This window comes from Actinosynnema sp. NPDC049800 (assembly GCF_040656635.1).
Taxonomy (GTDB): domain Bacteria; phylum Actinomycetota; class Actinomycetes; order Mycobacteriales; family Pseudonocardiaceae; genus Actinosynnema.
Map to the genome: position 1 here is coordinate 51,784 of NZ_JBFAMT010000035.1, position 23,502 is coordinate 75,285.

The following is a 23,502-nucleotide window of genomic DNA, read 5'->3' on the forward strand; positions in this document are numbered from 1 at the left end:
GCCGGTGAGGCGGTTCTCGTTGTTCGGCGAGTGCCTGATGGCGGGGTTGCTCGTGCTGCTGGCCGCCCTGCCGGTGGTGACGCTGGTGCCGGCGCTCGCGGCCGGGTGCGCGCACATCAAGGCTCACGTCGACGGGGAGACCACGTCGGTCCGGTCGTTCTTCGAGCGGGTGCGGTCGGCGTTGCCCGGTGGGTGGGTGGTGTCGGTCGGGGTGGTCGGCGGCTTCGCCGTGCTGGTGGTGGACGTGGTGTTCTTGCGGACGCGGGTCGCCGGTGGCGGTGTCGTGGCCGTGGTGTGCGGGGTGGTGGCGGTCGGTCTGGCGGTGGTCGTGCTGCGTGCCGCGGCGTTGTGGGCGGTGGGTGCCCGGTGGCCGTCCGTGATGCGTGAGGCGGGGCGTCGTGCGGCGTCGGATTTCGGCGGCTCGCTGCTCTTGGTGATGTCACTGGCCGTGATGCTGATCGTGACGTGGCAACTGCCGCCACTCCTGCTCCCGATGGCCGGCTGCGTGCTGATGGCGGCCGTCGCCGTCGACCGCAGGCACAGCTCAGTCGCCAAACATCCACTTTCCCGCTAGACTGCCTCTGACCAGCGGTAACGCATCGACCTCCCGTCCACTATCGAGTGAATCTGAACTCGACCAACAATCGAAACGCCGTTATCGAAGCCCTGGAACGTCGGTTGGAACAACGAGGCCGGCAACCAACCCCCGCCCCGCCGAACCCGCAGCGGGCACCACCACCTACCCAACCCCGCGACCGAACGTAGCCGCCGGCCACCAACACAGACAGCCACCCCAAGCCGCCACACCCCCGAGCCGCCACCCGGCCGGCGGGCCGGCTGGCTGGCTGGCTGGCTGGCCGGACACCTGACGCCTGACGCGCCTGTCATGTGACGCCTGACGCGTGACGCCTGACGCGTGACGCCTGACGCCTGACGCCTGACGCCTGACGCGTGATGCCTGACGCGTGATGCCTGACGCGTGATGCCTGACGCGTGATGCCTGACGCGTGATGCCTGACGCGTGATGCCTGACCGCCTGACGTCAGCCGGCAGCGGTCAGCGGCTCAGCGGGTCAGGTGCTGGCGCGGAGGATCAGGGTGGTCGGGTAGAAGGTTTGTGGTGGTGCGGGTTGGTGGTTGAGGACGGCGGTGGCGGCGGCGGTGGTGATGGCTTCGACCGGGTGCGTGGTGGTGGTGAGGCCGGGGTGGCTCAGGGCGGCGTAGGGGAGGTCGTCGAAGCCGGCGACGGCGATGTCGCCCGGCACGTCGACGCCCTTGCGGCGCAGGGCGGTCAGCGCGCCGAGGGCGGACAGGTCGCCGAGGGCGAAGATCGCGTCCGTGTCCGGCCAGCGGGTCAGGATTTCGGTGGTGGCGGATTCGCCCGTGGCTGCGGTGAAGTTGCCCGCGGCCAGGCGGGGTGGGGCTCCGGCGTCGGCGAGGGCGCGGTGGTAGGCGGTGAGGGCGCGTTCGGTGCACGGGAGCCACCGGGGGCCGGTGATCATGGCGATTCGCCGGCGGCCCGTGGTGAGCAGGTGTTCGATCACCTTCGTGGTGCCGGTGGAGTTGTCCACGTCGAAGGACGGCACGTGGCGGGTGCCGATGCCGATCGACGCGATCCGGCCCCGGGCGGACTTGGGGATCGTGGCCAGCGCCGGGGTGGTGGGGTTGACGACGATCACGCCGCCGATGTCGCGGTCGTCGGCCAACCTGCCCAGTTCGCCGGGATCGTGCAGTGGGAGCCAGTGGAGGGATACGCCGACCCCGCGTGCGGCGGCCGCGCCGGCGGTGGCGGCGGTTACGCGGGCTACGTAGGGGTCGTTCAGCACGTGCGAGGTTTGGCCGCCGACGGCTATCGCGACGCGGGTGCCGCTGCGGGTGGCCAGGGCGCGGGCAACGGGGTTGGGGGTGTAGCCCAGTTCGCGTGCGGCGGTGGCGACTCGGTGGCGGGCGGACGCTGAGGCCGGGCCGCGGACGCTCAGGGCGCGGGACGCGGTCGCCGGCGACACGCCGGCTCGGCGGGCCACGTCCGACAAGGTCGGCTCCTGCCCGTTCGGCGAGGTCGAATTCCGCCCGTTCGGCGAGATCGGCTCCTGCCCGTTCGGCCAGGTCGGCTCCCGCCCATCCGGTGAGATCGGCTCCCGTCCCTGCTCGGCCTTGGCCACGGGGGAAGTCTGCCAGGCCCCGCCCTTGTGGTGGAAGCGCTTCCACGTATGAGGTCACGGAAGCCGGGTCAGGGCTGGGTTCGGGGTCATGGCTGGGTCAGGGCTGGGGGCGGGGCGGTGGGTTGGCAGGGCGCGAGGATCGGGACGGTAGGGGAAGGAAGTTGCATGTCGAGAGTCGAGGTGACGTCGGGTGGCGTCGGAGGGGCCGCTGCAGGGGTCGCGGTGACGTTCGGGCTCAACGGGGTCGCGGTGGCGTCCTGGTTCGCACGCGTCCCCGCCGCCCGCGACGCGTTGGGCCTCGGCGCGGGCGCGCTCGGGCTCCTCCTGCTGGCCATGTCGGCCGGCGCGACGCTGGCGATGCTCACCGCCGGCGAGGTGACCCACCGCCTCGGAGCCCGGCGAACGGTGTGCGCGTCGACCGTCGGAGTCGCCGCCGGGCTGGTGGTGGCGGGTGCGGCCATCGGCATCTGGCCCTCGGCGGCGGCGACGGCGGTCGGGTTGTTCCTCCTGGGGTACGGATCTGGCACGTGCAACGTGGCGATGAACGTCGAAGCGGCGGCGGTGGAGCGGGTGGTCGGGCGCACGGTCATGCCGCGGTTCCACGCGGTCTGGAGCCTGGGCACAGTGGTGGCCGCCGGGTTGGCCGCGGCGGCGGCCTCGCTGCGCCTGCCGGTGACGGCGCACCTGACGGGCGTCGCGGTCGTCACGTTGGCCGGCACGGTCGCGGCCGCGCGGTCGTTCCGGCACAGCACGAGCGACGCGATCGGCGAGAAGAGCGGTGTGCTGGCGGCCTGGTGTGAACCGCGCACGTTGCGGATCGGGTTGCTGGTGCTGGTGCTGGCCTTCACCGAGGGCACCGCGAACGACTGGGTAGCGGTGGCGTTCGTGGACGGCTACGCGTTCGGGCCGGCGGCGGGCGCGATCGTGTTCGGCGTGTTCGTGACCACGATGACGTTCGGCCGGGTGGTCGGCACGGTGGCGCTCGACCGGTGGGGACGGGTGCCGGTGCTGGTGGGCACGATGCTGCTGGCGATCACGGGGACGACCCTGGCGGTGCTGGGCGGCTCGCCGGCGGTGGCGGTGGCCGGGGTGGCGTTGTGGGGCCTGGGCACGTCACTCGGCTTCCCGGTCGGCATGAGCGCCGCCGCCGACGAGGAGGACCGGGCGGCCGCACGGGTCAGCGTGGTCGCGGTGATCGGCTACACCGCGTTCCTGGCCGGGCCGCCGGTCGTCGGCCTGCTCGGGGACCAGGTCGGCGTCCTCCGGGCGCTGCTGGTCGTGCCGCTGCTGCTGCTACCGGCGCTCGCCCTGGTCCCCGTCCTCCGCCCTATTCGGTCCGCAAAGCCCTTGCCGTAGACGTCTTCGCCGCCCACGTGGCCGGCGGCACGGCACCCACGACCGCGATCAGCGAGCCGCCGATGGCCAGCAGGAGCAGCGTCAGCGGGTCGTGCACGGGGAAGACCGACGCGGGCAGGCCGATCCCGGCGCTCTCCCCCATCGCCGGCAGCACGGCCCGGTGCAGCGCGACCCCGGCGGGCACGCCGACCGCACCGCCGACCACCCCGATCAGCACGACGGAGGCGATCACCATCGCGATGGTCTGCCGGGGCGTCATGCCGAGCGCCTTGTGGACGCCCAGGTCCCGGATCCGTTCCCGGGTGTCGAGCACGACGGCGTTCAGCACGCCCATGGCGGCCACCGCGACGAGCATCAGCGTGAGGATCGTGGTCAGGCTGTTGATCAGGATGACGGTGTCGCTGGCCTGGTTGGACCGACCGGGCCGCGCGGTGGCGCCGAGCGGCTTCAGCGCCGTGTTCAGCCCTTCGACGTAGGAGGTGACGTCGGTGCCGGGCCGGACCGCGATGTAGTGGCTGGTGTCCGTCGACCCGGACGTGAACGTGGCCGCGTCGGTCAGCACCACCATGCCGTCGTTGCCCATCTCGAAGACGTCGCCGACGATCCGCACGGTGACCGACTTCTCGCCGTCGTTCAGCGTCACGGTGTCGCCGACGCGGGTGCCGGTGGCGGTGAGGAACGGCGTCGGCGCGACGGCTTCGCCCGGCCCCGTGAACCACCGGCCGGACACCAGCTGGTAGCCGTCCCAGGTGGCGTCACCGGTGAACGACACGAGCTCGGTCGCGTCGGCCACGCCGCTGACGGTCACCCGCGTCCGGCTGGTGCGGTAGTGCGCGCGCGTCCCGGCCTGGGCGCTGATGGCGTCCGAGACCGCGGCCGGGTCGGCCTCCGGCTTCCTCGGATGGACACCAGGACCAGGGCCAGGACCGGAACCACCCGGCCCGTCCACGCCGATCGTCACGTCGGCCGAGTTGTGGTTGCGGGCGATCTGGAGCTGGTTGAGCGAGGACGCCAACCCGACCGCGAACGTGACCGCGGTGGCGCCGAACAGCACCGCCGCCACCATCGCCAGCGCACGGGCGGGCCGCGCGAACGGGCGGGCCAGGCCGAGGCCGACGGGTCGCGGCACGGCCAGTCGGGCGGTCAGCCTGGCGGCCCACCGGCCGCGGCCGGGGCGCGGGGTGCGGCCGACGGCGATCGCGTCCACCGTGCGCAACCGACCGGCGCGCAACGCGCTCGCCCACGCCGTCACCGACACCAGTGCCAACGCGGCGACGACCACCACGACGTCCACCCACGGGGCCACGGTCAACCGCACCGCGCCGTAGACGTCCTCGGTCTCGGCCAGCACGGGGATCGCGAGCAGGTTGCCCGCCACGACACCGATCGCGGTGCCGACCGCCGCCGGGATCAGGGCCTGCGCCAGGTACGCCCACACGACCTGCGCCGGGGTGAAGCCGAGCGCTTTGAGGATGCCGATCCGCCGCGTCCCCGCGCCGACCGCGCCCGCGACCACGTTGCCGACCACGAGCAGCGACATGACCAGCCCCAGCACGCCGAAGGCGACCAGGAACGGCACGAACACCGCGATGCTGCGGTCGGCCGCCCGCTTGAGCACCAGCCACGACTGCGAGCCGGTCATCGCGCCCTCGGGCAACGCCGCCGCCACCGCCGCACGGCCCGCGTCGACCTGCTCGGCGGTGGCGGCGGACGCGAAGCGGTACAGCACCTGGTAGCCACCGGGCGAGGTGATCCAGGACGGTGGCACCCAGCCGTCGGCGGTGCGGCTGACCGAGCGGGCCACGCCGACCACGGTCAACGTCGAGCCGTCGGCGAGGGGTATCCGGCGGCCGACGCCGGAGCCGGTCGGCGAGTGCGCGTGCGGGCTGTCGGCGGACACCACGACCTCGCCCGGCGCGTCGGCCCACTCCCCGTCGGTCAACGTCACCGCGTCCACCGGTCCGCCGCCGGGTTCGGCCCGGCCCACCACGGTCAGCGGCGCGGGGTCGCCGGGTCCCTCATCGCTCGGCGTGACGGAGGTGGTCGGGAACGGCCCGGCCGACGCGGTGACGCCCGTGATGGGCGCCGACAGCTGCTCCGGTGTCACCTTGCCCGCGTCGAACTGCGCCGACAGGTGCGCGCCGCGCTGCGCGGCGAACGCGTCGTCGAACGGCGCGGTGGACGCCACCAGCAGCGACCCGCCGAGCACGGACGAGGTGACGGCCATCGTGGTGGCGAGCCCGATCACCGCGGTCTGCACGCGGCGCCGTGCCACGCCCGAGCGCACGACCCGTCCCAGCCCGCTCATCGGGTCGGCTCCACGGCGACGTCGCCGGCGATGCGGCCGTCGACGAGCTGGATCGTGCGACGCGTGCACGACCGCGCCAGCGCCAGGTCGTGGGTGACCACCACGAGGGTCTGGCCGTCGGCGTTCAGCTCGGTGAGCAGCGCGCTGACGTCCTCGCCGGAGGCGGTGTCGAGCGCGCCGGTCGGTTCGTCGGCGAGCAGCAGCGCGGGCCGGTTCATCAACGCCCGCGCGACCGCGACCCGCTGGCGTTCGCCGCCGGACAGGCGTCCGGGGTAGGCGTTGGCGTGCCGGGCGACGCCGAGCTGGTCGAGCAGCTCGGCCGCGCGCTTGGCCGCTTCGCCGCGCGCCATGCCCGCCAGTTGTGCGGGCAGGACGACGTTGTCGGCCACGGTCAGGTCGTCGAGCAGGTTGAAGAACTGGAACACCATGCCGATCCGGGCCCGCCGGTAGCGCGCGGACGCGGCCTCGCCCAGGCTGTCGACCCGCTCGCCGGCCACGGTGACGATGCCGGTGTCGGGCCGGTCGAGGCCCGCGATCAGGTTGAGCAGCGTGGACTTGCCGCTGCCGGACGGGCCGAGGACCGCGACGGCCTCCCCGGCCCGCACGGTCAGCGTCACGTCGTCCAACGCCGGTGGCCCGTCGTCGTACCTGCGGCTCACGTCGCGCAGTTCGATCACCGGCGTGGTCATGGTCGGCTCCCTGGTTCGTCCTCGATGTGGCGCGGTGGACGCTAGGAGCGGCGCGGAGCCGGGCGCGTCGGTCGGCCGGGGCATTTCCGGTACCCCGCCGGGATGAGGGCGGCGCGGTGTCATCCCTGCGATGTAGTCGAGCGGTGGAGGCGGGGTGGTCGCCCGGGTGGATGTCCGGTGGCCGGCGGTCGGTGAGAATGGCCGGGTGACGAACGCGGCGGTGGTGGACCGACTGCGGGCCTGGGCCGCCCTGGTGGTGCTGCCGACGGGTCCGCTGCCGCGGCCCGCGGTGCGCAACTACGTGTTCGACGCGGTGGTGGCGCTGGTGGTCGGGATCGCCTCGGTGCGGTTCGCGGTCGACTCGCAGGACGTGCCCGCGCCCGTCCTGATCGGTGGTCTGCCGCAACCGTTGCCCGTACCGCCGCCGCAACCCGACACGTTGTTCGGCGCGGTGGTCATCGCGGTGGCGGCGGCGGTGGCGTTGGCGCTGCGTCGCCGTTATCCGCTGGCCGTGCTGTGGGTGGTGCTGTACGCGACGTTGGCGGCGCCGTCGGACACGCCGCGGCTCACGTTCTACGCCTGCGTCATCGCCGCCTACTCGGCCGCCGCGTACAGCCCGCACCGGCCGCCCGCGTTGGCGAGCCTGCTGGTGACGGTGCTGGTGGTGGCGGTGTTCCGGGACTCCGAGCTGCCGGTGGTGCCGAACGAGTACGTGCCGCTGCTGATCCTGGTGCCGCTGATCGTGGCGGCGAACGGCCTGCGCACGTGGAAGGTCCGCACGGACGAGGGCCGGGCGCAGGTCTCGGCGCTGGAACGCGAGCAGGCCGAGGCGTTGCACCGGGCGGTCGAGCACGAACGGGCCCGCATCGCCCGCGAGCTGCACGACGTGGTGACGCACCACGTCAGCGTGATGACGATCCAGGCGGGCGCGGCGCGCAAGGTGATGGGCTCCTCCCCCGGGCAGGCGCAGGAGGCGTTGCTCGCGGTCGAGGCGGGCGGACGGGCGGCGATGACGGAGTTGCGGCACGTGATGGGGCTGTTGACGGTGGACGGCGCGGACCCGGCCGACCTCGCGCCGCAGCCGGGGCTCGACCAGCTGGCGGCCCTGGTCGACCGGCTCCGGGACACCGGGGTGCCGGTCGGGACGAGGGTGACCGGGCAGCCGCGCCCGCTGCCGTCGGGGGTGGAGCTGGCCGCCTACCGGGTGGTGCAGGAGGCGTTGACGAACGCGGTCAAGCACGCCTCCGGCGGGTCGGCCGAGGTGACCGTGGACTACGGCGCCGACCACCTCCGGGTGGAGGTGGTCGACACCGGCGGCGAGCCCGGTCCGGGTGCGGCGGCGGGCAACGGGCACGGGTTGATCGGCCTGCGGGAGCGGTTGGCCGTCTACGGCGGCACGTTGGACGCCGGGCCGCGGCCCGGCGGCGGCTACCACGTGACCGCGTCGATCCCGGTGGAGGCGCCGTGAGCGCCCCGCTGCGGGTGGTGGTCGCCGACGACCAGGTGCTGGTGCGCACCGGTTTCCGGATGATCCTCACCGCCGACGGCATCGACGTGGTCGGCGAGGCCACCAACGGCCTGGAGGCCGTGGAGGCGGTGCGGCGCACCGTGCCCGACGTGGTGCTGATGGACATCCGGATGCCCGAGCTGGACGGCCTGGAGGCCACCCGCCGCATCCTGACCGGCGCGGAGACCGAGCCGCGGGTGATCATCCTGACCACGTTCGACCTCGACCACTATGTCTACGCCGCGTTGTCGGCCGGTGCGAGCGGGTTCCTGCTCAAGGACGTGACGCCGGAGCACCTGGTCGCCTCGGTGCGGATGGTGCGCTCCGGCGACGCGTTGCTGGCGCCCGCCATCACCCGCCGCCTGGTGGAGCGGTTCGCGAACCGGGGTGCGGACACCGCGTCGTTGCACCGCGACCTGGCCGCGTTGACCCCGCGTGAGCTGGAGGTGCTGCGCCTGCTGGCGCGCGGGCTGAGCAACGCCGAGCTGGCCGGGAACCTGCACCTGTCCGAGGCGACGGTGAAGACGCACGTGGCGCGCATCCTGGCCAAGCTGGGCCTGCGCGACCGCGTGCAGGCCGTCGTCGTGGCCTACGAGACCGGGCTGGTCACGCCCAGCGGGCAGGGTTGACGGCTCAGCCGAGGAACCGCACGTCGGGGTGCCGGTCGGACGGTCCGTCGAGCAGGCGTTGCGGCCGGTGGCGCAGGTGCTGGTCGAAGAACGCGGTCAGGTAGGCGCGTTGGGCGGCGGTGCTGCGGGCGGGGTCGACCGTGCCGATGATCGGCGCCGTCACCGCCGGGTCGAGGCCCAGGTGGGCAGCCAGCGGCGGCACCAGCGACTGGTGGTCGGTGAACGACGAGTGCTCGCCGGCCGGCAGGTGCAGCTGCCGCACCCAGCCGCGGTGGTTGGCCAGGAATGCCTGCCACGACAGGTCGGAAGCGGCGCTGTGGTCGCCCGCGCTCATCAGCAGGAACGGCCGGTCCAGGCCTTCGTCGGCGACCCGGCCGAAGTCCCCCGCGGTCTGGTCGTAGGCCATGCTGCCGTCGAGGTTCGCGCCCGCGTCGATCCGGCGGTCGGACACCATGGTCTCGCCCGTGGTGAACCCGCCCGCCGAGTGGCCGAGCATGCCGACCCGGGACAGGTCGAGCGACCGGGCGAGGTTCGGCGGCAGGCGGCGTCGGCCGGCGTCCGGGTTGCCGCCGGCGGCGAGGACTTCCAGCTGGTCGAGCACGAAGCTCGTGTCGCGCGCGCGGGTGGCCATCAACTTCTTGTTGACGTCGATCGTCAGCGGTGGCACGGCGCGCGGCGCGACCCGGCCGTCGGGGAACTGGACGGCGAGCGGTTCGTGGGTGTGGTCGATGGCGACGACCACGTATCCCTTGCCGGCCAACTGCTCCATGAGGCCGGTGCCCAGGGCGCGCGGGTTGCCGCGGCCCGGCGAGTACAGCACGACGGGCCGTCGACCGGGGACGGCGGGCACGTCGGGGACCGAGTGGGTGGCGAAGCCGTAGTCCAGTTCGGCCGGGTCGATGCGCAGGGCCCTGGCGTCGCTCGCGGCGACCGCTTCGGCGACGGCGGGCGGCATGAACGGCGCCGCGTCGTCGGCGCTCGGCGCGGCGGGCGTGGCCGGATACCGGACGGTGACCATCAGTTCCCTGGTGGTGTCCGGCAGCCACGGGTCCGGGCGGGCGTGGTCGACGAGGTGCAGTTCGGTGGTCCCGACCGCGTAAGGGCCGGTGGGTGCGGGGAGTTCGAACCGCACCGGCGACGGTGAAGCCGCCGCGGGCACGGCGGTGGCCAGCGCCACGCCGGCGAGCAGGGCCGGCACGAGCAATCGTTGTCCAGTCACCAGGCGAACTTAGGGCGGCTCGTCCGCGTGCCGGATCAGGATGATCACCCAGCGGCACCCTGAGGCAGCCACTAGGTGACGTCACCGTCAGTCCATTGTGGACTTCTTCAGTTCCTCGGCGATCTCCCGCGCCTGGCGGCGGTGTTCGGCGGCCCGCTCGTGCCGGCCGAGCGCGGCGGCGAGGGTGGCGAGGTGGTCCGCGGTCGGGCCGAACGAGACCAGGCCGCTGCCCGCGCCGGCGAGTTCACCGGCCGCCGGGAGGAGCCGGTCGTAGAGGCGCTCGATGGTCGGCCGGTCCCCCGCTTCGACCGCGATCACGGCGTGCAGGCACGTCCGGGCCTCGAACAGCAGGTCGTGCGGCGAATCGGGGACGACGGCCGCGAGGGCTTCGGCCCGCCTGCCCCGGGCGAGCAGGGCGACCGGGCGTGCCCACGGCTCGTACGGGCCCCAGTCGTCGTCCGGCACGTCGCCGAGGCCGAGCAGCGCGAGCGGCAGGATGCCGCGTTCCAGACCCGGCATCCCGGCGCCGGAGAGGCGGGACGCGGCGGCGCGGTAGGCGGCCCTGGCCTCGTCGCGCCGCCCGGTCACGGCCAGGCGCAGCGCGGCGTACCAGGTGGTGAAGACGCCGACCAGCGGCAGGTCGTGCCGTTCGGCGAGCGCGTCGGCCGCGGCGGCGTGCCGGTCGGCGGCGGCCAGGTCGGCGAGCGCGGCGTGGGACTGCACGAGGATCAGGTGGGCGAGCACCTCGAACGTGACCAGGCCGTGGCGGGCGGAGAGGTCGAGCAGCTCGGCGCCGATCCGGGCCCGGTCGGGGGCGAGGCCCGCCCGGTGGAACGTCTGCAGGAACCGGCCGTTGAGCGCCAGGGCCAGCAACGACGGGTCGGCCAGGTCGCGGGCGATCGCCTCGGCTTCGAGCGCGGCGTCCCGGCCGCGTCGTTCGGCGTCGGCGCGTCGTTCCACGGCGATGGTGATCAGGAGGCGGGCGCGTTCGGCCTCGTGACCCGGTGGCAGGGCGGCCAGCGCGCGTTCGGCGGCCTCGGTGAGGCGGGCGGACAGGGCTTCGTCGTCGTTGGTGGTCCAGAGCGCGGGCACGTCGAACGAGCCGATCGTGCGGGCGGTCAGCACCGGGTCGCCTTCCACCTCGGCGACGGCCTCCGCCCGGTGCCGGCGGGCCTGCTCCAGGTCGCCGGTCACGGCCAGTGCCCGCACCAGGCCCATCACGGCTCCGAGGCGGTCCTGTCCGGTCCGCGCCAGCGTCTCCCGCCACCACGTGGCCGCTTGGTGCGGCGCGGACCGGCGTTCGGCGCGTTCGGCCGCGGCCCGGGTGTAGCGCGCGGTGCGTTCGGCGGTGGCCCGGTTGCCGGCGCGCAGGAGGTGCTGCGCGATGGCTTCGACGTCGTCGGGGTGCACCTGCTCGATCACGTCGGCCGCCGCGGCGTGCCACCGGGCCCGGCGGGCGTGCGCGATGTCGTCGTACAGCGTTTCGTGCACGAGCGCGTGGGCGAACCGCAGGCGGTCGGCGTCCGGTTCGACCAGGAACCCCGCGAGCAGCGCCGACTCGACGGAGTCCAGCACCGCCTCCTCGTCACCGGCGAGCGGGATCAGCACGTCCAGGTCGACCTCCTGGCCGAGGACCGACGCCTGGCGCAAATGGGTCCGCGCGGTCCCGGTGAGCTGGGCGAGGCGGTGGCGCAGGACGTCGCGGACGCCGGCGGGGACGGTGCGCAGGGCCGGGTCGGTCTCCCAGAGGCGGGTCAGCTCGCGGACGAAGAACGGGTTGCCCGCGCTGCGGGTGTGGATCGCGCGGACGTCGGCGTCGGTCGGCTCGCGGTCGGTGGTGGCCTCGACCAGTTCGCGCACCTGGGGCTCGGTCAGGCCGCCCAGGTAGACGCGGGTCGGCTCGGTGCGGGCGGCCCGGCCGAGGGCCTCGGTCAGGGCGGCGGAGATGTCGGTGGAGCGGTAGGTGGCGACGATCAGCACGCGTGCGGCGTCGGGGTCGGCGGCCAGCGACGTCACCAGGGCGAGGGTGTCCTCGTCGGCCCAGTGCAGGTCGTCGAACACCAGCAAGACCCGCTGCCCGAGCCCGGCCAGGGACGCGGCGACCGCGCGGTGCCGCTCGAACCGGCCGGCGGGCGGGTCCGCGTCCAGCGCAAGCGTTTCCGCCATCCGCGTCCACGGCCAGGCGGCGGGCGCGTCCTCGGTGGACGCGCCCCACGCGGTCGCCCAGCCGGCGGCGGCGAGCCGTGCGGTCAGCTCCTCGGCCAACGCCGTCTTGCCCGCCCCGGCCGTGCCCGAGATCAACGCCAGCCGCCGGCCCGCGCGGGCGGCCCGCTCCAGCTCGGCCAGCTCGGCCACGCGGCCGATGAACGGGCTGGAGCGGGCGGGCGGCGGTTCGGGCGCGAGGGCCGGCGACTGGGTGAGGATGTCGGTCTCGAGCTGCCGGAGGGCGTGCCCGGGGTCGACGCCGAGTTCCACCCGCAGCACCTCGCGGGACTGGCGCAGCGTGGCCAGCGCCTCGCCCTGGCGCCCGGTCCGGTAGAGCGCGAGGGCGAGCAGCCGTCGGCCGTCCTCGCGCAACGGGTGCGCGGCGACGTGCGCCCGGAGGTCCGGCACCGACTCCGCGGCCAGGCCCAGCGCCAGCGCCGCCTCCGCCCGCCGTTCGACGGCCAGCAGCCGCACCTCGTCGAGCCTCGCGGCCTCGCCCAGCGCCCACGGCCGGTCGGCGAACTCCGCGTAGGCGGGGCCGCGCCAGAGTTCGAGCACGTCGTCGAGCAGCGCCTTCGCGTTCCCGGGCCGGCCGTCGGCCAGCAACCGGGCCGCCTCGCCGACCGCCTCCTCGAACCGCCGGGCGTCGACCTCGTCCGCCCGCAGCGCGTACCCCGGCGGCACGGTCACCAGCAGCCGGGCCGGCGTCCGGGGCGGGCGGTCCGGTTCGAGGGCCTTGCGCAGCGCGCCGACGAACGTCTGCACGGCGCCGAGCGCACCGTCCGGCGCGTCGTCACCCCAGAGGTCGTCGATCAGCCGCGTGACCGGCACCACCCGGCCCCTGGCGACCAGCAGGCGTGCCAGCACGGCGCGGTGCCGCGGCCCCTTGAGGTCGAGCGGCCCGCGTTCGCCCACGGCCTCCAGCGGGCCCAGCACCCGGAAACGCACCATCGCCGACAACGTATCCGACCTGGTCGGCGGCTGCCTCGCGGTGCTGACCGGTTGCTGATCGAGCGCTGATCGGGGCCGCCCAGAGTGGGTCGGGCAACCGCACCACACCCCCGGAACGGAGCTTCACACGATGTTCAGCAGGCAGCGCGTCACCGTCGCCGACGGCGTGGCGCTCAACGTCGCCGTGGCAGGCTCGGGCAGCCCCGTCGTGCTGCTGCACGGCTTCCCGCAGACCCACCTGATGTGGCGGCACGTCGCCGCCGACCTGGCCGCCGACCACACCGTCATCTGCCCCGACCTGCGCGGGTACGGCGACAGCGACAAGCCGGACGACGACGGTCGGGCGTACTCGAAGCGCACGATGGCCGCCGACGTCGTCGCCCTGGCCCGCGCGCTCGGGCACGAGCGGTTCGCGCTGGCGGGCCACGACCGGGGCGCGCTGGTCGCGATCCGCGCCGGGCTCGACCACCCCGACGCGGTCACGCACCTGGCCTCGCTGGACGTGCTGCCGACCCTCGACATGTGGGACGTCATGCACGGCGCCACCGCGGCCATCGGCTTCCACCTGTACCTGATGGCCCAGCCGCCCGGTCTGCCCGAGGCCATGATCGGCGCGTCGGCGGACGCGTTCTTCGGCCACTTCCTGGACGTCTGGGCCAACGACCCGGCCGCGATCCCGGCCGACGTCCGCGCCGCGTACCTGAAGGCGTCCCGGGAGGCGGTCCCGTCGATCGTCGCCGACTACCGGGCCTCCGCCACCGTGGACGTCGAGCACGACCTGGCCGACCGGGAGGCGGGCAACCGGCTGCGCATGCCGGTGACCGTGCTGCAGCAGGACTGGGGCTCGGCGCTCGGGTTCGACGCCGCCGGCCGGTGGCGGGAGTGGGCGGCGGACCTGGAGCACCGGACCGTCACGTGCGGTCACTTCATGGCCGAAGAGGCGCCCGGTGAGGTCGTCAAGGCGTTGCGCGACCTCCTCGCGCGTTAGGCCCGGGTTGTCGGGCGCCGCGTGTGGGATGTCGGTGTCGGTGGCACGCTTCGGGGCGTGGTCGACTTCCCCGACGGCGTGCTGCTGACCGACGACGCGGCGCTCGACTGGGCCGCGGACGACTTCGGGCACGTCGTGCGGCAGCGGCCGGTCGGTGTGCTGCGCACGACGTCCGCCGACGACGTCACGGCCGTGGTGCGGCTGGCCCGGGCGCACGGCCTCACCGTCGTGCCGCGGGCCGAAGGCCACTCGACCGGCGGACAGGCGCAGGCGCCGGGCGGGATCGTGCTGGACCTGACCGGCTTCCGGACCGTGCACCGGGTGACGCCCGAGCACGCCGTCGTGGACGCCGGTGCGCGGTGGAGTGACGTGCTCGCGGCCACGTTGCCACTCGGCGTGACGCCGCCCGTGCTGACCGACTACCTCGACCTGTCCGTCGGCGGCACGTTGTCCGTCGGCGGTCTCGGCGGGGCCGGCCACCACTTCGGGGCGCAGACGGACAACGTGCTCGACCTGGACGTCGTCACGCCCGACGGCGAGCGGGTGACGTGCTCGCCGACCCGTCACCCGGACGTGTTCGACGCCGTGCGCGCGGGCCGCGGTCGGCGTGGCGTGGTCCTGCGGGCGACGTTGCGGCTGGTGCCGGCGCACACCCACGCCCGGTGCTTCCGGCTCCGGTACGACCGGGTGGCCGACTTCCTGCACGACCAGCGGCTGCTGATGGCCGAACGCCGGTTCGACCACCTGGAAGGGCGGGCCAAGCCGGACGGCGCCCGGTGGACGTTCCGGATCGACGCCACGGCGTACTTCACACCGCCGATGCCGCCGCCGGAGCCGTTGGACGGGCTGCGGGACCGGCGTGCGGCGGCCGAGGTCGACACCGTCACGTACCGGCGTTTCGCCAACCGGATGGCCGACGACGTCGCCGTGCTGCGGGACCTCGGCCCGTGGGGGTGGCCGCACCCGTGGCTGAACGTGCTGCTGCCGGACTCCGCGGCCGAGGCCGTGCTGGCGGAGTCGTTGGCCGGGCTCACCGTCGGCGAGACCGGCGTGGTGCTCGTCTACCCCTTGCCACGGGCCCGTTTCCGCACGCCCGGCCTCCGCTTGCCGGACAGCCCGACCGTGTTCCTGCTGGCGCTGCTGCGCACCGCCGACTCACCTTCCGCCCTGCGCGCCATGGTCGAGCACAACGAGTACGTGCGCCGCCTGTCCGCCGCCGCGGGCGGCACCACCTACCTCCCCTGACCCCGCGTGTCCTGCCTTCCGGGCACGCGGGGTCAGGGGAGGGGTCACTCCGGACGGTGGGGTTCGGAGGGCTGGGCACGCCGGGCGCGCAGCGAGCCGGGACGCGCCTTCACCGACGGGTCGCGCCGCGTCCTGGCCAGGCTCGCCACGGTCACCACCGTCAGCACCACCACGATCACGCCGAGGCTGAGCAGCGTCGGCACCTCCGGCACGCGCGGGTCGAGGTCCTGGTGCGCCCAGTGCAGGATCAGCTTCACCCCGATGAACGCCAGGATCAGCGACAGACCCGTCGACAGGTACACCAACCGGTCGAGCAAACCCTTGACCAGGAAGAACAACGCCCGCAACCCGAGCAGCGCGAACGCGTTGGCGACGAACACGACGTACGGCTCGGACGTGATCCCGAAGACCGCCGGGATCGAGTCCAGCGCGAACAGCACGTCGATGCTGCCGATCGCCAGCAGCACCAGCAACAGCGGCGTGGCCATCCGCCGGCCCCCGGCGCGGGTGAACAGCTTCCCGCCCTCGTAGTCCTCGGTGATCGGCAGCACCCGGCGCGCGGTCTTCACCACGACGTTGTCCTCGACGTCCGGGTCCTCGTCCCGGTGCCGGAACAGCTGCACGGCCGTGTAGAGCAGCAGCAGGCCGAACAGCAGGAACACGAACGAGAACAACGCCAGCAGCGTCGCGCCGACCGCGATGAACACCCCGCGCAGCGCCAGCGCCAGCACGATGCCGAACGTCAGCACCTTGTGCTGGTGCGCCTCCGGCACGGCGAACGTCGACATGATGATCACGAACACGAACAGGTTGTCGACCGACAGGCTCTTCTCCACCAGGTAGCCGACGAAGTACTCGGTGCCGGCCTGCCCGCCGTGCGCCAGCGTGAACCAGACGCCGAACAGCAGCGCGAAGAGCACGTAGAACACCGACCAGGCGGTCGCCTCGCCGATCTTGACGCGGTGCGGGCGCACGACCGCCAGCACCAGGTCCACCGCCAGTAGCACGAGGACCAGGCCGATGGTGAGCGCCCAGGTGAGACCTCCGATGTCCGCCACGATCAGCGGGCGCGGTCGAGGTCGAGGCCGCGGTTGACCACGCGGTCGAGATCAAGGGCGCGGTCGAGGTGGTCGGAGGTGGGTGGGATCGGTGGCGGGATCGGCTTCGGTGGCACCGGGTCGGGTCCGGACGGCTGCGGCCGGCGCGGGACCGGATCCGGGGTCAGCGGGTCGGGCGGGTCCGGTTCGTGGTCACGATGCGGTGGGGTCGCCGCGGTCCGCTGGTGGTCGCGGAGAGCCTGGTCGGACCGGACGGACAGGTCCGGTCCGTGGTCGCGGAGTTGCGGGTTCACGCGTCCCCTCCTCGTGGGGTCGTGGTGTCGTGGTCGCGGTGGACGATCGCGACCGAGCACGGCGCGTGGTAGAGCACGGCGTGGCTCACCGAGCCGAGCAGCGCGCGGCGGACCGCGCCACGGCCGTGACTGCCCACCACGAGCAGGTCGGCGTCGCGGGCGTGCTCCAGCAACGCGTGCGCCGGACCGTCGAAGGCCACCGCCCGGCTCACCCGCACCTCCGGGCGCGCCTCGCGGTGTCCGGCCAGGGTCCGCTCCACCAGCGCCTCCGCCTCGGCCTCCACCTGCCCCAGGTCCGACCGCGCCGCCCAGATCGGGGCCACGGCCTCCACCGGCAGGTCGGCCCACGCGTGCACGGCGAGCAGGTCGCGCCCGTGCCGCCCGGCGAAGTCGAACGCGAAGCCGAGGGCGCGCTCGCTCGTCGGCGACCCGTCCACCCCGACGACCACCCGGCCGTCACCACCGCCGTCGCCGCGGGCCACGACGACCGGTCGGCGGTGGGCGTTCACCAGGTCCGCGGTGGTCGAGCCGAGCAGCGCCCTGGACAGCCCGGAACGCCCGGACGAGCCGACGACGAGCAGTTCGGCGTCACGGGCGAGCGCGCTCAACGCGTCGGCCGGGTGGCCGTGCTCCAGCCGGGTCCGCACCTCCAGGCCCGCGCACAGCCGCTCGCACTCGGCGGCCACGGCGGCCAGCTCCCCCTCGGCGTACCCGCGCACCGCCTCCTCGGTCATCGCCTCGGGCAGCGGCACGGTCATCGACGTCAACGCCAGGTCCGGCATCGGCACGCGCAGCACGTCCACCACGAGCAACGCGCACCCGCGGCTCGCGGCCTCCCGAGCCGCCCAGAACGCCGCCAGCCGCGCCTGCTCCGAACCGTCGAACCCGACCACGACCGCGCCGCGACCGTCGCCGTTGGGCGGGTCGGCCATGCCACCACCTCCGATGTCCCCGGAGACCGGAGGAGTACCCGGCGTGCGGATGGCGTAACCGATGCCGCGTCCACGCCAGGCGTAACGCCGAGCCGGACGGGGACGACGCCACGGTCACAACGGAGGTCCAGCGAGGGGGCGTCGTCCATGACCGATCGGCCTTGGCAGGGTGAGGAGCTCGCCATCGACACGACCGAGGTGCACGGCCTCCCGGTCACGCGTGTCACCGGCGAGGTCGACCTGGCGGGCGTCGACCTGATCCGCGCCGAACTGGACGTGCAGCTGGAGCTGCGGCCACCGGTGCTGGTGGTGGACCTGACCGACGTGACCATCCTCGGCTCGCTCGGCATCTCGGCCCTGTTGGACGCCCACCACCGCGCGGTCGCGGCCGGTGTCCGGTTCGCGGTCGTGGCGAGCCGGCGGTCGGTGGTCCACCCCTTGCGGCTCACCGAGGTCGACCGGGTGCTGACCGTGGTGCCGACGCTCGACCAGGTGGTCGCCGGCTGACTCCACCGGGTGTCGCCCGGCCGTGCCGCGGGTAGCCCGACGTGTGGCGTCGTTGCCCATCGCCCGGGAGTTCACCGCGTTCGGCCTCTCGCACTGGGTCGTGCTCGGGCTGTTCGCGGTGGGCGCCGCGGCCGTGGTGGTGTTGGGCCGCACGCGCCCGTCACGCCGCTTCTCGCGTGTGTTCGCCGCGATCGTGCTGCTGCTCCAGGTCGGCATCCACACCTACCTGATGCTGCCGCCGCGCTGGAACGTCCAGTACTCGCTGCCGTTGCAGCTGTCCGACCTGGCGGGGCCGATCGCCGCCTACGCGTTGTGGTCGCAACGGCGGTGGGCGTTCGCGCTCACGTACTACTGGGGCCTGACGTTGAGCGTCCAGGCGCTGATCACGCCCGTGCTGCGGGTCGACTTCCCGGACCTCGGCTTCCTGCTGTTCTGGGCCACCCACCTGTTCGTCGTCTGGGCCGCCGTCTACCTGACGTGGGGCCTGGGGCTGCGGCCCGACTGGCGCGGCTACCGGCTGGCCGTGCTGGTCACGGTCGGGTGGGCGGCTGCGATGTTCGCGCTCAACGCGGCGCTCGGCTCCAACTACGGCTACCTCAACCGCAAGCCGTCGACGGCGTCCGTGCTGGACCTGCTCGGCGACTGGCCGTGGTACCTGGTGCCGGAAGGCGCTTTCGTGCTCGCGGTGTGGGCGTTGATGACGTGGCCGTGGACCCGCCGGGGTAACCGGACGGCATGAGCGAGCACGAGGACATCGCCCGACGCCTGCTGGACCGGGCCGGGCGGACGTACGCCGAGCAGTCGGGCATCCGGCTGGCGGACACGCCGTCGCCGCTGTACCGGCTGCTCGTGCTCAGCGTGCTGCTGTCCACCCGCATCCGCGCGGACATCGCCGTGGCCGCGGCACGGGAGCTGGCCGCGGCGGGCTGCACCACCCCTCGCGGCACGGCGGGGACGACGTGGCAGCAACGCGTCGACGCGCTGGGCCGTGCCCACTACGTCCGCTACGACGAGAGCACGGCCACCGCGCTCGGCGAAGGCGCGCAACTGGTGCTGGACGACTACAAGGGCGACCTGCGCCGGCTGCGCGAGGACGCGGCCGGTGACGTGGCACGCCTGCGCGCGGCACTCGAACGGACACCGCGCCTGGGCCCGGTCGGTTCGGCCATCTTCTGCCGCGAGGCGCAGGGGGTGTGGCCGGAGCTGCGCCCGTTCCTGGACGACAAGGCGCTGGCGGGCGCCGGCCGCGTGGGGCTGCCCGAGGACCGCCGCGCGCTGGCCCGCCTCGTGCCCGCCGACGACCTGGCCCGGTTCGCCGCCGCGCTGGTCCGCGTCACTCTCGACAAGGGCGTCGCCGACGACCTGGAGCAGCACGGCCGCGGTCAGGCGCGCACCTCCTCGCGCGAGTCGAGGGACCGGCGGGTGCGGGCGTAGTGCACGACGATGCTCACAGTGGCCGCGAGGAAGACGAGCTGCATGAGCGTGCGCGGCAGCAGGGCGTCGCCGAACGAGGGTGAGAGGCCCTTCTCGGCGGCGTAGACGTTCGCCGGGAACATGCCCACGAGCATTGCGGTGAGCCCGGCCGCCGCCCACGGCGCGGTCCGGCGCCACAGGACGCCCGCCGCGCCGGCGAGTTCCAGCACGCCGGTCACCGTGATCACGAGGCCGGGTGCGGGGATTGCGGGCGGCACCATCGCGATCAGCTCCTCCCTCATGCCGATGAAGTGCGCCAGCCCGGTCGCGACGAACATCGCCGCGACACCGCACCGCACGGCGAACGGCCAGGCCGGGACCCGGGTGACACCGACGGCCCGCAGGCCGACCAGGGCGAGGGTGACGACGACGAGGATGACGAGCGGTGCCACTGGCACTCCTTCGTGAACGCGAACTTGACAGTGACAAGATTGCGTGCGACCAGGCAACTTGTCAATGACTAGATCGCGGGTAGGCTGCCGGGGGTGACCACCGAGCGCCCGTACCACCACGGGGACCTGCGCCGCGCCGTCCTGGACGCGGCCGTCGAGGCGATCACCGAGCACGGCCCCGGCGGCGTCGGCCTGCGCGACCTGGCCCGGCGGGTCGGGGTGTCGCACGCGGGGCCGGTGCACCACTTCAAGGACAAGGCGGGCCTGCTCACCGCGCTCGCCGCCGAGGGCTTCACGCTCCTGGCCGACGCGCTGGACGCGACGGTGGCGGCCGGCGGCGACATCGTCGACCTGGGCGCGACCTACGTGCGCTTCGCGGTCGGGCACCGGGCGCACTTCGAGGTGATGTTCCGGCCCGACCTCTACCACGGCGACGACCCGGCGCTGACCGAGGCGCGCGACCGGGCCGGGGCGGCACTGGCGGGCGGCGTCGCCGACCGGCCCGACCCGGAGCTGGCGTCGGTCGCGGCGTGGTCGCTCGTGCACGGCTTCGCGACGTTGTGGAACACCGGCGCGCTGTCGCGGACCGATCGCGACCCGGAGGCGATGGTGCGGGCCTTCGCGGGCTCGATGTTCCTGACCTAGCCGACCCTCACCGCGTGCCGGCCCGCATCCCGGTGCCGAGCAACGGTCATCGGCCCTGCAACACCTCACCGAGGTGGCGCAGCGTCCCGGTGACGGCCCGCAGTCCGGTGGCGGGGAGGCGGGCGGCCAGGTCGTTCGCCCACTCCGCCTGTCGGAGCTCGACCTCGCGCAGGGCCGTCCGGCCGCGCGGGGTGGGCGCCAGCAGCCTGGCCCGGCGGTCGCGCACGTTGTCCCGGAACTCGGCCAGGCCCGCGCGGACCAGGCCGGTCGCCGTCTGCCGCACGGCCTGCCTGGTCAGCCCCATCGCCCGGGCCACGTCCGCGATCGTGCGCGGCCCGTGGTCCACCACGGCGAGCACCTGCCACCGGGCGCCGGTCAGGCCCGCGGGCCCGGCCAGCCCGTCACCGGCGGCGAGGAGCAGGCCGTGCACCCGGGACACCTCGGCCAGGAGGTCCGTGAACTCCCGGCCCGGATCGGACAGTGCGGTCACATCGGACAATCTGGCAGTTTGACAGGTACCTGTCAAAACCCGAGTGGACGGCGACGCGGCCGGCGGACGACGGGCGTTTGGCGGAGCTGGACGGCCCCGTCATGGCCGCCCTGCTTGAGGGTGACCCGACCGCGGCCGGGATCGGGCTGACGGCTCGCCCGGTGGGGTAGTCACGGGGTCACCGGTCGACCAGGTTCCGGTTGGACAGGAACCGCAGGTACTCGTCGTGGTCGAGCGGGTTGCCGTCCGTCCTGGCCCTGGTCGGCGCCGGGCCGCGGACGCGGCGGGCGGGCCCCGGCTCGTGCCAGATGCTCCCCTCGCCGCGGGTCAGGCCCGGCAGGGCGGCGGCGAGGTCGTGCAGCGACCGGGCCGGGATGTCGCCCGGCACGAGCCACGACGAGCCGGACTCCGCGGCCGGGCCGAGGTCCGCGCCGAGCGAGAGCAGGAGACCGGTCACGGCGCTGAGCGCGTCGTCCGGCACCTCCACCTCGACCGTGTAGCCCGGCTCGTGGACCGCGCTGCCCGCCTGCCGCAACGCCCGCAGCACCACGATGGGTGTCAGGTGGCGGAAGTCGGCGGCGACCGTGCTCGGCGCCCGGTACCCGACGTGGGTGATCGTCACCGCGCAGTCGGTCACCTCCCAGCCGTGCAGGCCCTGTTGGAGCGTCGACGTCACCGCCTCCTCGATCGCCCGGTGGTAGGCCTTGGGCAGCAGGCCGAGCTGCGCCTGCCTGGTGAAGGTGTTGCCGGTGCCCGGCGGCAACGGCTCGACGCGCACGCCCACCGTCTGCCAGAAGTCGTTCGGTCCGCGCGGGGAGAACTCGTGCACGGACTCGCCCCGGCCCACCGGCCGTTCGAAGTACACCGGCCGGACCGGCTCGAACACCGCGACGATGCCGAACTCGCGCTGCAACCGCTCCGCGATCACCTCCCGCTGCACGGCCCCGTAGAGCAGCACGGACGTCGCGCCGCCCCCGGCCGTCCGGGTCCGGATGAGCGGGTCCTCGTCGGCCAGCCTGGTGAGCGCGGCGTGCAGTGCGGCCGCGCGGTCGGGGTGCTCGGGCCGGACGACCGACTCCAGGATCGGCGGCGAGAAGTGCGCCCTCGGCCCGTCGTCGTCCGCGCCCAACCGGTCGCCGACGCGCACCCGCGGCAGACCCCGCAGCCTGCCGATGTCGCCCGCGGTCAGCGGACCTGACCCGCCGCCGACGACCTCCAGCCCGGCGACGCGCCCCCGGTACTCCTCCACCGCGCCCGAGGCGTCCCGCCGCCGGAACGCCACCTGCTGCCGGCCGTGCAGCGTGCCGGAGAACAGCCGCAGGTAGGCGACCTTCTCGCCCTTGCCGGTGCGTTCGACGGCGAACACCGTGCCGCGCAGGTCGTCGGACGGCGCCGGGCGTGGCGCGAGGAACCGCCGCACGCCGTCGGCCAGTTCGGCCGTGCCGGCGCCGGACACCGCCGAGCCGAAGTACACCGGGTGCACCAGCCCCCGGCACGTCTGGTCCCGCAGCGGCCCGGACACGTCGTCGGGCACGTCGCCGTCGAGCACCCGGCCCAGCAGCGGCAGGTCGTGGTCGGCCAGGAGTTCGGCCGCCTCCGCCGGGAACGCGCCGTCGACGGACGGGCGGGCGACGACGGCCGCGTCACGCGTGCCGAGCCGCTCGACCCGCACCATCGGCAGCACGGCGGGCGTGAGCCTGCGGCGGATCTCGGCGAGCAGGTCGTCGTGCCGCGCGCCCATCCGGTCGATCTTGTTGACGAACAGCAGCGTCGGCAGGCGCAGCCGCCGCAGCGAGCGCATCAGCACCCTGGTCTGCGCCTGCACGCCCTCGACCGCCGAGATCACCAGCACCGCGCCGTCGAGCACGGACAGGGCGCGTTCGACCTCGGCGATGAAGTCGGGGTGCCCGGGCGTGTCGACCAGGTTCACCTGGAGGTCGCCCAGCACGGGATCGCCCAGCCTGAACCACGCGACGGCGGAGCGGATGGTGATGCCGCGGCGGCGTTCCAGCTCGCCGCTGTCGGTCTGCGTGTCACCGCCGTCGACGCTGCCCAGCCGCGGGATCGTCCCGTGGTCGAACAGCAGCCGCTCGGTGAGGCTGGTCTTACCGGCGTCGACGTGCGCGAGCACGCCCAGGTTGAGGGTTCGAGTGGGAATGACGGTCCTCGAGGGTGTGGGAAGGGGCACCGGGACGGAGCACACCGTCGAGTCGCCGCATCTCATTCCTCCTCAAGGCTCGATCACCTGCCGCGGCCCACCGTAGAGCGGACGCCCCGATCGCGCCGGCCGATTACCGCCGACCCCGCGAGGTGCGAACCGCCGGCGGAAAGCACACCGGAGCACGGGCGTGGTCTGCCCGTGCTCCGGTGTGCCGACCGGTTCCCGCCCGCTCCCCAACCGGCGTGGAACCGTTCCCCCGTTTCCCCCTGTCCCCCCGATCCCCTTCCCCCCGA

The 23,502-nt window shown here is 74.2% G+C and carries 21 protein-coding genes; 10 read left to right on the forward strand and 11 right to left on the reverse strand.

Features of this window, described 5'->3' with window-relative positions:
* Positions 1–4 precede the first annotated feature (4 nt).
* On the forward strand, positions 5–574 hold the full coding sequence (locus AB0I91_RS30445) for a hypothetical protein (RefSeq protein ID WP_498775539.1): 570 nt from the start codon (positions 5–7) through the stop codon (positions 572–574).
* 498 nt (positions 575–1,072) lie between these two features.
* Here AB0I91_RS30445 and AB0I91_RS30450 read toward each other — a convergent pair whose 3' ends face one another.
* Positions 1,073–2,161 carry a LacI family DNA-binding transcriptional regulator gene (locus AB0I91_RS30450; protein ID WP_498775541.1) on the reverse strand — a complete coding sequence of 363 codons (1,089 nt, stop codon included), beginning with the start codon at positions 2,159–2,161 and terminating at the stop codon, positions 1,073–1,075.
* Between the two features lie 165 nt (positions 2,162–2,326).
* On the opposite strand from AB0I91_RS30450, the gene AB0I91_RS30455 reads away from it, so the two are divergent.
* On the forward strand, positions 2,327–3,517 hold the full coding sequence (locus AB0I91_RS30455; RefSeq protein WP_499640032.1) for an MFS transporter: 1,191 nt from the start codon (positions 2,327–2,329) through the stop codon (positions 3,515–3,517).
* Here AB0I91_RS30455 and AB0I91_RS30460 read toward each other — a convergent pair.
* Both AB0I91_RS30460 and AB0I91_RS30465 read right to left on the reverse strand, forming a co-directional pair.
* Entirely contained in the window at positions 3,489–5,825 is a 2,337-nt protein-coding gene (locus AB0I91_RS30460; RefSeq protein WP_499640033.1) for an ABC transporter permease, read from the reverse strand. The genes AB0I91_RS30455 and AB0I91_RS30460 overlap by 29 nt on opposite strands.
* Positions 5,822–6,514 (reverse strand): ABC transporter ATP-binding protein, encoded by a 693-nt coding sequence (locus AB0I91_RS30465; protein WP_499640035.1) that lies wholly within the window; start codon positions 6,512–6,514, stop codon positions 5,822–5,824. Before AB0I91_RS30465 ends, AB0I91_RS30460 begins: the two co-directional genes overlap by 4 nt.
* Before the next feature lie 205 nt (positions 6,515–6,719).
* Between AB0I91_RS30465 and AB0I91_RS30470 the strand changes: the two genes are divergently transcribed.
* Together AB0I91_RS30470 and AB0I91_RS30475 are read left to right on the forward strand one after the other, a co-directional pair.
* On the forward strand, positions 6,720–7,982 hold the full coding sequence (locus AB0I91_RS30470) for a sensor histidine kinase (protein WP_499617502.1): 1,263 nt from the start codon (positions 6,720–6,722) through the stop codon (positions 7,980–7,982).
* Positions 7,979–8,650, forward strand: a complete 672-nt coding sequence (locus AB0I91_RS30475) for a response regulator (protein ID WP_499617504.1) — start codon at positions 7,979–7,981, stop codon at positions 8,648–8,650. Before AB0I91_RS30470 ends, AB0I91_RS30475 begins: the two co-directional genes overlap by 4 nt.
* A 4-nt stretch (positions 8,651–8,654) precedes the next feature.
* Here the strand turns inward: AB0I91_RS30475 and AB0I91_RS30480 are convergent, their stop codons facing one another.
* Together AB0I91_RS30480 and AB0I91_RS30485 are read right to left on the reverse strand one after the other, a co-directional pair.
* Positions 8,655–9,869, reverse strand: coding sequence for an alpha/beta hydrolase family protein (locus AB0I91_RS30480; RefSeq protein ID WP_499640037.1), 1,215 nt, complete (start codon positions 9,867–9,869; stop codon positions 8,655–8,657).
* An 87-nt stretch (positions 9,870–9,956) separates the two neighbouring features.
* On the reverse strand, positions 9,957–13,025 hold the full coding sequence (locus AB0I91_RS30485) for an ATP-binding protein (RefSeq protein ID WP_499640039.1): 3,069 nt from the start codon (positions 13,023–13,025) through the stop codon (positions 9,957–9,959).
* A gap of 130 nt (positions 13,026–13,155) precedes the next feature.
* On the opposite strand from AB0I91_RS30485, the gene AB0I91_RS30490 reads away from it, so the two are divergent.
* Together AB0I91_RS30490 and AB0I91_RS30495 are read left to right on the forward strand one after the other, a co-directional pair.
* Positions 13,156–14,013 (forward strand): alpha/beta fold hydrolase, encoded by an 858-nt coding sequence (locus AB0I91_RS30490; protein WP_499640041.1) that lies wholly within the window; start codon positions 13,156–13,158, stop codon positions 14,011–14,013.
* A gap of 57 nt (positions 14,014–14,070) precedes the next feature.
* Positions 14,071–15,258, forward strand: a complete 1,188-nt coding sequence (locus AB0I91_RS30495) for an FAD-binding protein (RefSeq protein ID WP_498775558.1) — start codon at positions 14,071–14,073, stop codon at positions 15,256–15,258.
* Between the two features lie 44 nt (positions 15,259–15,302).
* Here the strand turns inward: AB0I91_RS30495 and AB0I91_RS30500 are convergent, their stop codons facing one another.
* Genes AB0I91_RS30500 through AB0I91_RS30510 form a run of 3 tightly spaced genes read right to left on the reverse strand, consistent with a single transcriptional unit; the run spans position 15,303 to position 17,541 of the window.
* The gene (locus tag AB0I91_RS30500) at positions 15,303–16,316 is read right to left on the reverse strand and encodes a TerC/Alx family metal homeostasis membrane protein (protein WP_499640043.1); all 1,014 of its coding nucleotides are present in this window, start codon (positions 16,314–16,316) and stop codon (positions 15,303–15,305) included.
* A 2-nt stretch (positions 16,317–16,318) separates the two neighbouring features.
* Positions 16,319–16,609 carry a hypothetical protein gene (locus AB0I91_RS30505; protein WP_499640045.1) on the reverse strand — a complete coding sequence of 97 codons (291 nt, stop codon included), beginning with the start codon at positions 16,607–16,609 and terminating at the stop codon, positions 16,319–16,321.
* Positions 16,606–17,541 (reverse strand): universal stress protein, encoded by a 936-nt coding sequence (locus tag AB0I91_RS30510; protein WP_499617513.1) that lies wholly within the window; start codon positions 17,539–17,541, stop codon positions 16,606–16,608. Before AB0I91_RS30510 ends, AB0I91_RS30505 begins: the two co-directional genes overlap by 4 nt.
* 147 nt (positions 17,542–17,688) lie before the next feature.
* On the opposite strand from AB0I91_RS30510, the gene AB0I91_RS30515 reads away from it, so the two are divergent.
* The 3 genes from AB0I91_RS30515 to AB0I91_RS30525 are packed head-to-tail and all read left to right on the forward strand — an operon-like array spanning position 17,689 to position 19,482.
* Positions 17,689–18,048, forward strand: coding sequence for an STAS domain-containing protein (locus AB0I91_RS30515; RefSeq protein WP_498775564.1), 360 nt, complete (start codon positions 17,689–17,691; stop codon positions 18,046–18,048).
* Between the two features lie 43 nt (positions 18,049–18,091).
* Positions 18,092–18,787 (forward strand): YwaF family protein, encoded by a 696-nt coding sequence (locus tag AB0I91_RS30520; protein ID WP_498775566.1) that lies wholly within the window; start codon positions 18,092–18,094, stop codon positions 18,785–18,787.
* The gene (locus AB0I91_RS30525) at positions 18,784–19,482 is read left to right on the forward strand and encodes an endonuclease (protein WP_499640047.1); all 699 of its coding nucleotides are present in this window, start codon (positions 18,784–18,786) and stop codon (positions 19,480–19,482) included. Before AB0I91_RS30520 ends, AB0I91_RS30525 begins: the two co-directional genes overlap by 4 nt.
* Here the strand turns inward: AB0I91_RS30525 and AB0I91_RS30530 are convergent.
* The gene (locus tag AB0I91_RS30530) at positions 19,431–19,913 is read right to left on the reverse strand and encodes a DoxX family protein (RefSeq protein WP_499617518.1); all 483 of its coding nucleotides are present in this window, start codon (positions 19,911–19,913) and stop codon (positions 19,431–19,433) included. The genes AB0I91_RS30525 and AB0I91_RS30530 overlap by 52 nt on opposite strands.
* A 93-nt stretch (positions 19,914–20,006) precedes the next feature.
* Between AB0I91_RS30530 and AB0I91_RS30535 the strand changes: the two genes are divergently transcribed.
* The gene (locus AB0I91_RS30535; protein ID WP_498775572.1) at positions 20,007–20,558 is read left to right on the forward strand and encodes a TetR/AcrR family transcriptional regulator; all 552 of its coding nucleotides are present in this window, start codon (positions 20,007–20,009) and stop codon (positions 20,556–20,558) included.
* Positions 20,559–20,604: 46 nt separating this feature from the next.
* On the opposite strand, the gene AB0I91_RS30540 is transcribed toward AB0I91_RS30535, so the two are convergent.
* A complete protein-coding gene (locus AB0I91_RS30540; RefSeq protein ID WP_498775574.1) occupies positions 20,605–21,048 on the reverse strand; it encodes a MarR family winged helix-turn-helix transcriptional regulator in 444 nt (147 codons plus the stop codon).
* Between the two features lie 178 nt (positions 21,049–21,226).
* Entirely contained in the window at positions 21,227–23,179 is a 1,953-nt protein-coding gene (locus AB0I91_RS30545; protein ID WP_498775576.1) for a GTP-binding protein, read from the reverse strand.
* Positions 23,180–23,502 lie beyond the last annotated feature (323 nt).